At 45.1% G+C, this 14,472-nt stretch carries 12 protein-coding genes; 3 read left to right on the top strand and 9 right to left on the bottom strand.

Annotated features, from left to right (window positions below; translation table 11 throughout):
• Positions 1–5: 5 nt before the first annotated feature.
• The 7 genes from nqrE to ACXAFM_RS12260 form a co-directional block, all read right to left on the bottom strand.
• A complete protein-coding gene (nqrE, locus tag ACXAFM_RS12290) occupies positions 6–614 on the bottom strand; it encodes an NADH:ubiquinone reductase (Na(+)-transporting) subunit E (protein ID WP_474829811.1) in 609 nt (202 codons plus the stop codon).
• 3 nt (positions 615–617) lie between these two features.
• Positions 618–1,250: an NADH:ubiquinone reductase (Na(+)-transporting) subunit D gene (locus ACXAFM_RS12285; RefSeq protein WP_015068139.1), complete on the bottom strand. Its 633-nt coding sequence runs from the start codon at positions 1,248–1,250 to the stop codon at positions 618–620.
• A gap of 10 nt (positions 1,251–1,260) precedes the next feature.
• On the bottom strand, positions 1,261–2,025 hold the full coding sequence (locus ACXAFM_RS12280; RefSeq protein WP_014950796.1) for a Na(+)-translocating NADH-quinone reductase subunit C: 765 nt from the start codon (positions 2,023–2,025) through the stop codon (positions 1,261–1,263).
• Positions 2,015–3,217 carry an NADH:ubiquinone reductase (Na(+)-transporting) subunit B gene (locus ACXAFM_RS12275; protein ID WP_014950797.1) on the bottom strand — a complete coding sequence of 401 codons (1,203 nt, stop codon included), beginning with the start codon at positions 3,215–3,217 and terminating at the stop codon, positions 2,015–2,017. The genes ACXAFM_RS12280 and ACXAFM_RS12275 overlap by 11 nt, the downstream gene beginning before the upstream one ends.
• Positions 3,218–3,220: 3 nt before the next feature.
• Positions 3,221–4,561 carry a Na(+)-translocating NADH-quinone reductase subunit A gene (locus ACXAFM_RS12270; RefSeq protein ID WP_474834690.1) on the bottom strand — a complete coding sequence of 447 codons (1,341 nt, stop codon included), beginning with the start codon at positions 4,559–4,561 and terminating at the stop codon, positions 3,221–3,223.
• A 512-nt stretch (positions 4,562–5,073) separates the two neighbouring features.
• The gene (gene fabV / locus ACXAFM_RS12265; protein ID WP_474834689.1) at positions 5,074–6,252 is read right to left on the bottom strand and encodes an enoyl-ACP reductase FabV; all 1,179 of its coding nucleotides are present in this window, start codon (positions 6,250–6,252) and stop codon (positions 5,074–5,076) included.
• Positions 6,253–6,582: 330 nt separating this feature from the next.
• Positions 6,583–7,203, bottom strand: a complete 621-nt coding sequence (locus ACXAFM_RS12260) for an FKBP-type peptidyl-prolyl cis-trans isomerase (protein WP_015068144.1) — start codon at positions 7,201–7,203, stop codon at positions 6,583–6,585.
• A 232-nt stretch (positions 7,204–7,435) separates the two neighbouring features.
• Here ACXAFM_RS12260 and ppc point away from each other — a divergent pair, with 232 nt between their 5' ends.
• Positions 7,436–10,057: a phosphoenolpyruvate carboxylase gene (gene ppc, locus ACXAFM_RS12255; protein WP_474829806.1), complete on the top strand. Its 2,622-nt coding sequence runs from the start codon at positions 7,436–7,438 to the stop codon at positions 10,055–10,057.
• Between the two features lie 114 nt (positions 10,058–10,171).
• On the opposite strand, the gene ACXAFM_RS12250 is transcribed toward ppc, so the two are convergent.
• The gene (locus ACXAFM_RS12250) at positions 10,172–11,206 is read right to left on the bottom strand and encodes an alpha/beta hydrolase family protein (RefSeq protein ID WP_474829804.1); all 1,035 of its coding nucleotides are present in this window, start codon (positions 11,204–11,206) and stop codon (positions 10,172–10,174) included.
• Positions 11,207–11,427: 221 nt separating this feature from the next.
• Between ACXAFM_RS12250 and ACXAFM_RS12245 the strand changes: the two genes are divergently transcribed.
• Positions 11,428–12,216 (top strand): DUF2071 domain-containing protein, encoded by a 789-nt coding sequence (locus tag ACXAFM_RS12245; RefSeq protein WP_474829802.1) that lies wholly within the window; start codon positions 11,428–11,430, stop codon positions 12,214–12,216.
• Positions 12,217–12,769: 553 nt separating this feature from the next.
• Here ACXAFM_RS12245 and mdh read toward each other — a convergent pair.
• A complete protein-coding gene (gene mdh, locus ACXAFM_RS12240; protein ID WP_474829800.1) occupies positions 12,770–13,708 on the bottom strand; it encodes a malate dehydrogenase in 939 nt (312 codons plus the stop codon).
• A gap of 237 nt (positions 13,709–13,945) precedes the next feature.
• On the opposite strand from mdh, the gene argR reads away from it, so the two are divergent.
• Positions 13,946–14,410, top strand: a complete 465-nt coding sequence (argR, locus tag ACXAFM_RS12235; RefSeq protein WP_025253953.1) for a transcriptional regulator ArgR — start codon at positions 13,946–13,948, stop codon at positions 14,408–14,410.
• Positions 14,411–14,472 lie beyond the last annotated feature (62 nt).

Here is a 14,472-nt window from a genome sequence, read left to right as displayed (position 1 = left end):
CTTTCTTACAGCTGAATACCAGTGAATGACTGGAAGCCTAGTGCCATTAGACCCGCGATCATAAATACAGAACCCAGACCACGAACACCATCAGGCATATCAGCATACTTCAGCTTTTCACGTACTGCTGCTAGCAACACAATTGCAATTGCCCAGCCCATACCACTTCCTACGCCGTAAACGATGCTTTCAGTGAAGTTGTATTCACGCTGTACCGCAAACGCCACACCACCGAAGATTGCACAGTTAACGGTAATTAGCGGTAGGAAGATACCTAGTGCGTTGTAAAGCGCAGGGAAGAACTTGTCTAAGCTCATCTCTAGAATCTGTACCAACGCCGCGATAACACCGATAAACGTTAGGAAGTTAAGGAAGCTTAGGTCAGCTTCTGGGAAACCTGCCCATGCTAGTGCGCCTGGAGCAAGAATGTTTACATAAATAACTTGGTTAACGGGTACAGAGATACCTAGTACCACGATAACTGCAACACCAAGACCCATAGCAGTTTTAACTTTCTTAGATACCGCAAGGAAGGTACACATACCCAAGAAAAGTGATAACGCCATGTTCTCAACGAAAATTGAGCGAACAAATAACGACAAATAATGTTCCATGACTTACTCCTTAGGCTCTACTTGCTCAGGACGGATAGTACGGATAACCCAAATCATACCGCCGATTAAGAAGAATGAGCTGAATGGTAGGATCAACAAACCGTTACCCTGATACCAGCCACCGTTTTGAACCAGTGGAAGGATTTCGAAACCTAAAATAGTACCGAAACCAAATAGCTCTTTAATTGTACCAATTACAATTAGAATGAAAGAGTAACCCAAGCCGTTACCAATACCATCAAGGAAGCTCATCAGAGGTGGGCTCTTCATGGCGTAAGCTTCAGCACGACCCATTACGATACAGTTAGTAATAATCAGACCAACGAATACCGACAGCTGCTTCGATATTTCATACGAATACGCTTTCAGAATTTGGTCAACAACGATTACCAATGATGCAATGATGGTCATCTGGATAATAATTCGAACGCTAGATGGGATCTGGTTACGAATTAGTGAAATAAACAAGTTTGAGAACGCTACAACGCTTGTAAGCGCTAGCGACATTACCAATGCTGTTTCCAGCTTAGTGGTAATTGCCAGTGCTGAACAGATACCCAATACCTGTAGGGCGATCGGGTTGTTGTCCAGGATTGGCCCAAAGAGGGCCTTTTTCATTTCTTTAGTATCTGCCATGAGACTTCCCTTATGAACGCCATGCTTGGTTCTTCAGGAACTGGCCGAAGCCTTGCTCGCCTACCCAGTAACGAATTGTGTTTTCAACACCGTTGCTGGTTAGGGTTGCACCTGAAAGCGCATCGATAGTGTGAGGATTGCTAGGATTAGCATTTTTCACTACGCGAATAGCAACTTCGCCATTCTCGTAAAGCTCTTTGCCGTCCCATTTGTCCTGCCAAGCAGGGTTTTGCACTTCACCACCTAGTCCTGGCGTCTCTTTTTGCTGATAGTAAATAAGCTCGCGAACCGTTTGGCCGTCTGCGTCTACCGCTAAGAAACCGTACATAAGATCCCAAAGGCCGCTGCCGTGAACAGGAAGGATGATACGAGATACATCACCTGCGTCGTCGCGAACTAAGTAAACACTTGCCACGTTAGGGCGGCGTTGGAAACCAACATTGCTGTTAGTTACCTTTGTGCTGTACTCAGTTTCTTTGGCTGCTTTATACATATCGTAATCTGGCTTAGGCGCTTCTACGAAAGTACCTTCGTCAAGATTAACAAAACGCTGTTCTACTCGCTCGCTGTACGTGCTTTCAATTGCGCTATTGCTCATGCCCATTTCGTAAAGGCCTGCAGCATTAAGAATGTTGCTCTTTTTATCTAGAGCTGCGTTTGTTTGTTGTAAAGAGCGAAGGCCAACAGCCGCGCCAGAAACAACAATTGAACAAACTAAACATACGGCAACAACAATACCTACCGTTTTGCCTAAAGATTCTTTCTTAGCCGACACGTGCTACCCTCCGCTTGATATTGCTTTGTGCGACGAAATAGTCGAACAGTGGCGCCCACAAGTTAGCAAATAGAATTGCTAGCATTACACCTTCAGGGAAGGCTGGGTTTAGGACGCGGATTAGTACCGTCATGAAACCAATGAAGATACCGTAAGCCCACTTACCTTGGTTAGTGAACGACGCAGAAACTGGGTCTGTCGCCATAAAGAACATACCAAAAGCAAGACCACCAACAACAAAGTGCCAATGTGCAGGCATTGCAAACATAGGGTTAGTATCGCTGCCAATTAGGTTTAGCAAAGTTGCGAAGAAAGCAACACCAATTGCTACACCAGCAACAATGCGCCAGCTTGCTATACGCATGTACATGATGAACAAGCCACCAAGAATAATAGCAAGGGTAGACACCTCACCCGCAGAACCTGAGATAGTACCGATGAAGCTGTTCATCCACTGATCCATGTTCGCGTAATCAAGGTTGCCAGAAGCCGCTTGGCTTAGAGACGTTGCACCAGAATAGCCATCTGCCGCTACCCATACTTGGTCTCCTGAAATTTGTGCAGGGTACGCAAAGTAAAGGAATGCACGACCAGACAATGCTGGGTTAAGGAAGTTACGACCTGTACCACCGAATACTTCTTTAGCAATTACAACACCGAAGGTAATACCTAGTGCAACTTGCCATAGAGGAATAGTGGCTGGAAGTGTTAGTGCGAACAGTACCGATGTAACGAAGAAACCTTCGTTAACTTCGTGCTTGCGCACAGACGCGAACAATACTTCCCAGAAACCACCTACCGCGAACGTTACCGCGTAGATTGGCAGCCAGAAACATGCGCCGTAGAAGAATAGACCTAGTGTACCCGCATTTGCCAAGTCACCGCCAAGGGCAGCGAATAGGCCTGCTTGCCACGTATCAGGTAGTGTTCCTGCGCCAGCAGCAATAGCTTCTTGCGCTTGGAAACCAATGTTATACATACCGAAGAACATAGCTGGGAATGTTGCCATCCATACCATGATCATGATGCGCTTAAGGTCAATGCTGTCACGCACGTGCGTGTTAGCTTTATTTACTTTACCTGGGGTGTAGAAAATGGTCGCCGCAGCTTCGTAAAGCGCATACCACTTTTCATGCTTACCACCTGGTTCGAAGTTTGGTTCGATCTTTTCTAAATACGCTTTTAAACCCATGACTTAACCCTCTTTCTCTATCGTGGTCAAACAGTCGCGTAAGATAGGAGCGTAGTTGTATTTGCCAGGGCATACATAAGTACACAATGCCAAATCTTCTTCGTCCAACTCTAAGCAACCCAACGTCTGAGCACCGTCAGTATCACCAGAAATCAGGTCCCTAAGCAGAAGCGTAGGAATGATATCTAGGGGCATAACGCGTTCGTAATTACCAATTGGAACCATAGAACGTTCAGAACCATTGGTAGTTGTTGTCATATCAAATTTCTTGCTGCCACTTAGGTGACCTAAGTAAGCACGAGTCACTGAGTGTTGGTTTGAACCTGGTAGGATCCAACCGAACAATTTCTTCTCGCGACCTTCTTTTAGTAGTGAAACTTGGGTGTGGAAACGACCAAGGAAGCCGTGAACGCCCATCGCTGTCGTACCGCTAAGTACAGAACCAGAGATAACACGTACTTCACCGTCTTCTTGCTCGCTAGCAGTAAGCTCAGTCAAGTCTGCGCCCATTACGGTGCGCACTAGGCGTGGGTTAGTTGCTGCAGGACCTGCAAGTGAAATAACACGACGGTTATCTAGCTCGCCTGAAGTCAGCAATGCACCAATTGCCATAACGTCTTGGTAGTTGATGTGCCAAACCGTTTTGTTCATGCCGGCAGAATCAAGGAAGTGGATGTGAGTACCCGGTAGGCCCGCAGGGTGAGGACCGCCAAATTCTTCAACATCAACTGCCGCATCGCCAGTAGCAACAGATGCACCTGCCGCTTTACAAACGTAAGTCTTGCCACCGCTCAATTGCGTTAATGCTTTAAGACCATTTACGAAATCGTCTTGGCGCTCAGCAATAATCACTGCAGGATCTGCTGCTAGTGGATTGGTATCCATTGCTGTAACGAAAATTGAACTTGGAACAGAGTCTAGCTTAGGAGATTTGCTAAATGGACGTGTACGGAACGCTGTCCACATGCCTGACTCTACAAGGATTGACTGAAGTTGCTCGCGTGTTGCGCTCGCGATCTGGTCAGCTGCAATTTTATCAAATGTCACAGCATCGCTGCCGTTCACTTTGATAACTACAGACTGAAGAACACGTTTTGCACCACGGTTAACCTCTACCACTTCACCCGCTGCTGGCGCAGTGAATTTAACGCCAGGATTCTTTTTATCTTCAAAAAGAACCTGACCTTTCTTCACTACATCGCCAACTTGGACGTGCATGGTAGGGCGCATACCCACATATTCTTCTCCCAGAATGGCAACGCGCGTTGCAGCAGATGCATCAGCAATCTCCTGCTTTGGCGCTCCCTCAATTGGGAGGTCGAGACCTTTCTTGATTTTTATCATATGTAATCGCACTACTCTAATAGAAATACCCTTTTGCATGACCGCAGAAAACCTGCCTGTCAGCATGCAAAAGCGCACTATTAACAGGTGTAAAACACCTTTTCGTTGTTGATTGATGGAACTTGCTGCATTTGCTACGGTCAGCCTGTTATGAAGCCGTAACGCATAATTCCTTTTGCGGACGCTTTGTTCGCCCTTTCTTTATAGACCACCAGCAGAAATTTACACTTATTATTGTTGTTGTGTAGCTGCAATCGCTACTGCTGTTTTGGTAGAGGCAGAAAAGACCCCTACTTAATTTCGGGATTTTAGCATTAACCCATACGTTTGTGCCACGCTATTTCAAGATAAAGGCAAATTTTTCTACAATTTAATGTAAACCTTTGGTCTTATTCATTTACATTTTGCGAATCCATACGCCGTATCAACTTGTAATCAGGTACAAAAAAGCCGTCAAATCAGACGGCTTTTGCGCATATAAGCAGTAGGTTAATTAATGGTAAGTTTAGGTTTTACCAATTAACCATTGGGTCAACTTCACTGTCGTAATCAACACTGTCGATGTCAAAACCAAACAGCTTTAGGAACTCATGGTGGTAACCTTTGTAGTCACTTAAGTCATGAAAGTTCTCTTGTGTCACTTGATCCCATAGCGCCTTAATTTTCGCTTGGGTTGCATCGTTAGTTTCCTTGCCATCCATACGAAAGCGATTTGCTTCATCTAACGTAGGAGTATTTCCAAACAGGCATTGTGTGAATAAACCATGAATTTGTTCAATACACCCTTCGTGTGTCCCCTCTTCTTTCATCACTTTGTAAATAAGTGAGATATACAGAGGCATTACAGGAATGGCAGAACTTGCCTGCGTTACCAGTGCTTTTAGTGAACTTACGTTTGCTTGTACAAGCAAGTCACTGTTTTTACCGATAATAGCTGCTGCAGCGCGATCAAGATCTTCTTTTGCTTTACCGATAGTCGCTTGACCGTAGATAGGCCATGTAAGCTCTTTACCAATGTAGGTATAGGCGGTGGTTTTACAGCCTTCTGCAAGCACATCGGCTTCACGCAAAAAGTCCATCCAACGCTCCCAATCTTCACCGCCCATCACTTTGATGGTGTTAAGGATCTCGTCGTCGTTGGCAGGCTCTAGCGCCACTTCATGCACTTTATCTTTATCTGTGTCGTAAGTTTTTGTGGTGTATGCCTCGCCTACTGGCTTAAGTGTCGACTTGTAGGTCACACCGGTTTCTGGGTCGGTTCTGCGCGGAGACGCAAGGCTATAAATAACCAAGTCAACCTTACCCATTTCAGCTTTGATTTTTTCGATGGTTTCATTTTTGATTTCATCGGAAAACGCATCGCCATTGATGGTGTCTGCATACAAGCCTTTTGCTTTGGCTTTTTCGTGGAATGCTGCAGTGTTGTACCAACCTGCTGTACCCGTTTTACGTTCCGTTGGCGCTTTTTCAAAGCACACACCTAATGTTTTCGCGCCATAACCAAAGGCAGATGTGATGCGTGAAGCTAAGCCGTAGCCTGTAGAACTACCAATAACCAGTACATTTTTAGGGCCTTCGCCTAAGTCGCCTTTTGCTTCTACATAAGCAATTTGTTCGTCAACCGCCGTTGCACAGCCAACAGGGTGCGCGTTTGTACAAATGAAGCCTCTCACTTTAGGCTTGATAACCATAATAATTTTCCTTATTTGAGCGTGGGGCTATTGTAATGCCGAAGCCACTGATAACAACTCGGAGCAGATGGAAGCCTGCTAACCATAAAACGCTTTTGCCAGCATATCGCATACATGCATTCTCACCAACAAAACATAGTAGCATCACATATTTAGATTTAAACAAGCGACACGTAAGCGCGTTCAGATTATTAGTGCGCTGTTCGTTTACTAACTAAGCGTTAGAAGAGTAAAAGGAATAGACTAGAAGATAGAAAGGAATAAAAAATGAAACAAAGAAGAATACAGGTATTCACAGGAGTACCACTGGGCACTCCTGTGAAGAAATCATTAACCTAGAACGTCAAGAAGTTCTACGTCAAAGATCAGGGTGCTGTAAGGTGCAATAGCTGCGCCAGCGCCTTGCTCACCGTAAGCTAGGTCGTGTGGTACGTATAGACGATACTTTGAACCTGCTTTCATAAGTTGAAGTGCTTCAGTCCAACCTTTGATTACGCCGCCTACTGGGAATTCAGCTGGCTGACCACGCTCGTAAGAGCTATCAAACGTAGTACCGTTTATAAGCGTACCGTGGTAGTGAACGCGTACTGTGCTAGAAGCATCTGGTGTCTCGCCGTCACCTTCAGTAACAACTTCGTATTGAAGACCAGATTCAGTTACGGTTACTTCGTCACGCTTCGCGTTTTCTTCAAGGTACTTTGTGCCTTCTTCAATAACCGCTTTGCTTGCTTCTTCTTTAGCCGCTTGCATACGCTTGTGAATTTCGCCAAACGCATCACGTAGAGTGTCGTTATCAACCTGAGGTGCTTGACCTGCGAAGGCGTCTTTAAGGCCAGCTACAACAGCGTCAATCGCTAGTCCGTCAAACGGATTTGATTGTAATTGTTGACCCATTTGAAAACCAATGCCGTAACTTGCTTGGGTTTCTACTGTATTGAATGTATCAGTCACAAGAACTCCTGAAATTAAATTACAAATGCAGTACAAATTTCAAACAAAACGCATGTCGCGAGAATGTTTCTGCATTTTCCGGTGTAAGAGTGTACCACACCACAAAATATCTTGCTTTGAGCAATGTTAACTGTGGTGCAAAAGTATCGAAATGTTGTAAATTATAACCGAAAGTGGTTAGACAAGTCGCGAAGGACACAGTATGGTTAGCCCATATATTTAGGAGGATAGCATGCAAACACACTACGATGCTGAACTGAAAGATACCGTTCGATACCTTGGTAAAACCCTTGGTGAAACAATCAAAAATCAATTAGGTCAGGAATGGCTAGACCGTATTGAAAAGATTCGTAAAGGCGGCCGAGCTTCTTATCAGGGAGACGCTACCTGTAGCGAAGAACTGAAAGAAACTTTCAAAACAATGTCTGACAGCGATTTGCTTACTGTTGGTCGTGCCTTCGCACAATTCTTGAACCTAGGCAATATTGCCGAGCAAGAATACAACGCAGCAATGAATGTCGATGCATCGATTGATGCTCTGTTTAAACACCTAGATAAAGCAGAACTAACTGCTGACAAAGTACAAGATGCTGTAGCAAAGCTGAACATTGACCTTGTATTAACTGCGCACCCTACTGAGGTTACGCGCCGTACACTTATTCATAAACATAAAGAGCTAGCGGATTGCCTTCAAGCAGTGCATCAGGCGTCGCTAAGTGATGTTGAGCGTAAAAAAATCGAAACCCGCATTGCTGATCTTATTGCGCAAGCTTGGCACACTGAAGAAATTCGTTCAGTGCGCCCTACGCCTGTTGATGAAGCGCGTTGGGGCTTCTCCGTTATTGAGAACTCATTGTGGGAAGCGGTACCTGACTTCATGCGCGAGCTTGATGGTCGCTTAAATGAAGACTACGACGTATCGCTACCGCTAGACTCGTCACCAGTACAATTTAGCTCTTGGATGGGTGGAGACAGAGACGGTAACCCGTTTGTTACTTCGAAAGTAACTGAGCAAGTATTGCTGCTGGCAAGAAAACGCGCGGCTAAGCTTTTCGCTATCGACCTTGATCGTTTGCAGGTAGAACTTTCGATGTACGATTGCAACGAAGAACTACGTGCACAAGTAGGCGATGCAAACGAACCGTACCGCGCCCTACTTCGCCCGTTGGTTAATAAGTTTATTGCTACTCGTGACGGCATTGCCGACTATCTTGCAGGTAAAAACCCAGACACGTCTAACTGGATAGAAAGCGATGATGAGCTTATCGAGCCGTTGATGCTTTGCTATCAGTCACTATTAGACTGCGGTATGCAAGTTGTTGCTAATGGCCTACTACTAGACACCATTCGTCGTGCTCGCGTATTTGGTATTCACCTTCTACGCCTTGATGTACGCCAAGATTCAGAGCGTCACGCAGACGTATTTAGCGAACTTACTCGCTATTTAGGTTTAGGCGATTACGCACAGTGGAGCGAAGCCGACAAGCAAGCATTCTTATTGCGCGAGCTTGGCTCAAAACGTCCGCTATTCCCAGCACAATGGGACGCATCTGACGATGTAAAAGAAGTTCTGGATACTTGCAAGGTCATTGCAAAGCACAGCAAGCATGGATTTGGTATCTACATTATCTCTATGGCGAGTGAGCCATCAGATGTTATGGCGGTTCAGCTGCTTCTTCAAGAAAGCGGTGTAGATTGGCCAATGCCGGTAGCACCACTATTTGAAACGCTAGACGATTTGAATAACTCGCCTGACGTAATGCGCAAACTTCTGTCTATCGACTGGTATCGCGGTTACGTGAAAGGTCGTCAGTTTGTGATGATTGGTTATTCTGACTCAGCAAAAGATGCAGGCGCATTAGCAGCTGGCTGGGCACAGTATCAGTCGCAAGAAGCACTGGTAGCCATTGCAGAAGAATTCGACGTAAGCCTAACCCTATTCCACGGCCGTGGCGGTACAATTGGTCGTGGTGGATTGCCAGCACACGCTGCTATTTACTCACAACCTCCTGGCTCACTAGAAGGCGGGTTCCGCGTAACAGAACAGGGCGAAACTATTCGCTATAAGTTCGGTATGCCAACTCTGGCCAAGCGTAGCTTAGGTATTTATGCGAGCGCTATTATAGAAGCAATGCTGTTCCCGCCGCCGGCACCAAAAGAAGAATGGCGCGAACTCATTACTGCAATGGCAGCACAAGGCCGTGATAACTATCGCGCCACTGTGCGTCACGACGAAGAGTTCGTTCCATATTTCCGAGTTGCTACGCCGGAGCAAGAGCTAGGTAAACTGCCGCTCGGTAGCCGTCCTGCTAAGCGTAAGCCACAAGGTGGTATAGAAAGCTTACGCGCTATCCCATGGATATTCGCTTGGGCACAAACCCGTTTGGTGCTACCAAGCTGGTTAGGTGTTATGCGCGCTATTGATAGTGTGAAAACACCTGAGAACGAAAAAGTGGTTAACGAGATGTTTAGCGAATGGCCATTCTATCGTTCACGTTTGTCTATGCTAGACATGGTGTTCCACAAAGCCGACCCACGCATTAGCGAAGCGTATGATGAGCGCCTAGTGCCAAGCGAGCTTAAGCACTTTGGTGAAGCGCTGCGTAAAGAGCTTAAAGAGAGCATTTCATCGCTACTCGCCATTACTGGTGATGACGACATTATGAAAAACGATCCGCAGGGTAAAGAGTCGATGGAGATCCGTGCAGGCTATCTTCAGCCTCTACACTATCTTCAAATTGAGCTTTTAGATCGTATTCGTAAAGCAGGTGACGAGTCACAAAACACCAGCCTAGAGCGCGCCATGATGGTAACCATCGCCGGTATTGCTATTGGTATGCGTAACACGGGTTAACTCGCTAAATTTGTGAAAAACAAAAGCCCGCCTCGTAGTACGTAGCGGGCTTTTTTGTATTTAATACACGTTGCTGACGCTTGTGTTTACATCCTCAGAGCAAAGCTTTAAAGCTTACATATGGCTAGAAAGCCAACTGTTAATTTCAGTTTTCATTTCTTTTTGGTAGAACGAAAGTCCATGATCCCCATTTTCATAAATAACCACTTTATGCGGATGTTGATTTTCACTGAGCGCTTCAGCTGCCATATTTGTATGCGAAACATCAACACGAACATCAGCATCGCCGTGTATAAGTAAAATCGGAACTTTAGTGTTAAGTTCATCTACCCACTTCACAGCAGAACGTGCATTCAGAGCTCTCTCTTGATTATTTTCAATGTCAGGGATCATGCGATGCAGGAGTGCTTTCATACCAGCTCTGCGATTAATCATAAAATGTAAATCGGTAGGACCTGCTACCACTATGGCCGTTTTTATATCATCCGACGCCTTCAACTGACGCAAGGCTTGCCATGTCATCATGCCGCCTCTGCTAACACCATACAGCGCAATTTTTGAGGCATCGGCAGCTGGCAACTGCTTAGCAATGTCGATAAGAGCAAGCACATCGTTTACATCTTTTCCACCAAACTCATCTTCACCCTCACTAAAGCGCGAGCCTCGATAATTACTGGCAAGTACGATGTAACCTTTTGCGGCAAGCGGAAGAAGTCGGTCTACTACCGTAATTCGGCTGACATTATGTTTATTATTACCGCCGCGATTATAAATAATAACCGGAAGCTTTTTGTTGCCAGCGTTTTTAGGCGCCACCATTACACCTGAAATCTTCAAACCATCAGATTCGTATTCAATCCACTGAGCGCTTGTTTGTTTGATGAGAGTATTAAACGCTTTGGGATTAACACGCTTCTGCCAGCGGTCGACAAAAGCTATTTTTTGATTGTTACTTTGCGCATGCGCAAGCCATTGTTGATAGTTTTCGAAAGGCAAAGCGTCGCCTTTAAGAGTTAGTGCTTTTGGCAGTTTAGCAAATGCAGTACCTGCCAATGGCACAGTATTGCTTGTAGCCGCAATAGTATTGGCGTTAATGCATAAGGTTAAAAGTGCGATGGAAAGTAAAATAGTGCATTTTAAAAAACTCATAACACGTCCTTGTTGAATTCAAATAAAAAACAGTCAGAATGTAGATAGTAAATAACGAAAACGTATACGACTCAACAAAATACGAACCTGATTAGTAACAAAATTTGTCGTTGTGCATTGTATTAAATTGCAAGCAGCGAATCAGGTTTCTGCTTGTAAATGAAAGTAAGCGTTACTCTTCTTTTTCAACTTGTATCTATCTATTAAACCAAGGAAGTATTGTGCAAGAATCAAGGAAGCTAAAAGACTATTTGATCGATAGACCTAAACCGAGTGGAATTGACGTGCTATGCAGTTTAGAGCATTTTGCAATTATTACTTATGCAGTACCAGCCAAACGTTTTGAAGGAATTTTCCCCGAGAGGTTTCAACTCGACACTATTGAAATAAATGGTCAAGAACTTGGGCTTATATCCGTGGTACCTTTTATTGACGTTGATTTCACTTCCGCCGTGTTCCCCTTCCCTAAATTTACAATGGGGCAAACCAATTATCGTATCTACATCATCGATAAAGAAACAGGAGAACGTTGTGTCTGGTTTCTTGGAACAACACTCGATTCGTGGACGCTAGCCGTTCCTCGATACGTTTGGAACTTACCGTGGCATTCGGGAAGGGTTCGTTTTGATTGTGAGCGAGACAAAGAGAGCGGTCTCTATAACAAGTATCGAATGAACACCGAGTCTGATTGGGCCCCTGCGTCGGTAGAATTAGTGCAAGATAAGACTGACAAACTTAGTTTTCCCGGCTTTCCCGACACAGAATCTGCTTTAGTTTATTTAACCCACCCTCTCGCTGGCTTTTATTATCGAAGAGATAAAAAACTGGGGACTTACCGAGTCTGGCATAAAGAATTAGTAGTCAAGCCCGCTAGACTTGTATCTGCAAGTTTCAAACTTTTATCTGATCTCGACATTGTGAAAGAGTCAGAGCAACACTCGCCTTACAGCGTTCTAATAGAACCCATCAATGAGTTTACTATTTACTTACCACCGACTGTCATTAAATAACTCGAAGAGCTTATAAGCTCCTGTGCCAAGGAAGCAGCGGCGAAGCCTACAAAGATGCAACAAAAAAGGCTGGATACGTAAGGTCGTAACAGACTGCGCTTTATTACTACTTGAGTGATTAGGCTATAGAGGTGTTTTGAGTTGGCGGGGATTTGATAAGTAGGCTTTCCTGTGCCAAGGATGCCGTGGCGAAGCCTACGAAGACGCAACAAAAAAGGCTGGATACGTAAGGACGTAACAGACTGTCCTTTTATAAAAATCTTCAGTAATTAGGCTACAGGGATGTTTGGAGTTGGCGGGGCTTTGATAAGTAGGCTTTCCTGTGCCAAGGATGCCGTGGCGAAGCCTACAAACACGCAACAAAAAGGCTGGATACGTAAGGGCGTAACAGACTGCACTTTCTACAAATCTAAAGTGATGAGGCTATTGGGGAGTTTTGAATTGGTGGGGCTTTGATAAGTAGGCTCTCCACCGCAGGGAAGCGGTGGCGAAGCCTACAGGGAAGTATTCACGGCGTGCCTACGTTCAAAGGCCTGCCAATGACACTCACTAATTAGCCGTTTACGAAGTCAACACCTAGCTTGATGTCGCCACGTAGGCCTTCAAGCATGTCGTTTTTCGCTTTTTCTTCAAATGCGCTTAGCTCGCCGTATGGCAAGATTTCTTCAACACCGTTTGCGCCAAGGCGAACTGGGTGTGCGAAGAATGCTGCGTCGTCGCTGTCGTCAGTTTGTACATAAGTGTACTCAACAACGTTCTCACCCTGCATTGCTGCAACTAGAGATAGACAGAAGCGTGCCGCTGCTTGACCCATTGATAGGGTTGCAGAACCGCCGCCCGCTTTAGCTTCAACAACTTCAGTACCCGCATTCTGGATACGAGTTGTAAGGCTAGCAACTTCTTCGTCTGTGAAATCTACACCTTCAACTTGTGAAAGAAGAGGAAGGATAGTTGTACCAGAGTGACCACCGATTACCGGTACGTGCACAGAAGATACGTCTACGCCTTTAAGTTCAGCAACGAAAGTTTCAGCACGGATAACGTCAAGCGTTGTTACACCGAAAAGCTTATTCTTGTCGTAAACGCCTTTAGCTTTAAGCGTTTCAGCTGCAATAGCTACAGTAGTGTTAACTGGGTTAGTGATGATACCAACACACGCGTTCGGGCAGTTATCAGCTACACCTTCGATTAGGTTTTTAACAATGCCGGCGTTGATGTTGAACAGATCTGAACGATCCATACCTGGCTTACGAGGCATACCTGCTGGAATAAGAACTACGTCTGCTCCAGTTAGTGCATCAGCTAGGTCATCTTTACCGTGACCGGTTACTTTTACCGCAGTGGGGATGTGGCTCAAATCAACGGCAACACCAGGAACAACTGGCGCCACGTCGTAAAGCGCTAAATCTGAACCTGCTGGCAATTGTGTTTTCAACAACAAAGACAGCGCCTGACCAATACCACCGGCAGCACCTAACACGGCTACTTTCATACCATTTCTCCTATGGGATTACTTCACGTATTTAAACGGAACGTCACACTAATGCAACGCGGGGGAAAACTCAATCACCGGATCGTCTTATTAACGTTATTTATGGCGATTTTTGTTCGATATTCATTATCATGAATGATTATGCAAAGAAATTGCGCAAAGTCTACCTGTGCGGCACAATATACGCATACTAAATATAATTCCTAACGATAACCCTCAGAAAAGAAAAGAGCGCTAATGGCAAACGCAAAACAAGAGCAACTCATCAAGGCTTTTAAAGAGATTCTTAAAGCGGAAAGTTATGGTTCACAAGGCGAGATAGTAGATGCTTTAAAAGCTCAAGGTTTTGACAATATCAGTCAATCTAAAATCTCTAGAATGCTAAGCAAGTTCGGTGCAGTAAGGACTCGTAATGCCAGGGGCGACATGGTGTACTGTTTGCCCCCAGAACTAGGCATGCCAACCGCCAAGAGCCCCCTGAAACAACTTGTGTTAGACATTGTCCACAATAATGTGATGGTTATTATCAGAACCAGTCCAGGTGCAGCTCAACTTATCGCCCGTTTATTAGATTCGTTAAGCAAGAAAGATGGCGTATTAGGTACTATTGCAGGCGACGACACCATTTTTATAGCGCCAGCTGATGTGACAAGAATTGAAGAGCTAAGACAACGCGTTGAAGATTTATTCGAAAATGTCTAACTAGTTCGTCAAAGACTCGGTAACCGAAAACAAGAAACCGCATACAAGATGCGGTTTCGAAA

The sequence above is a fragment of the Alteromonas sp. ABD4_190 genome, from assembly GCF_056160105.1.
The sequence above is the reverse complement of the archived record's forward strand: the minus strand, read 5'-3'. Positions and strand labels throughout refer to the sequence as shown.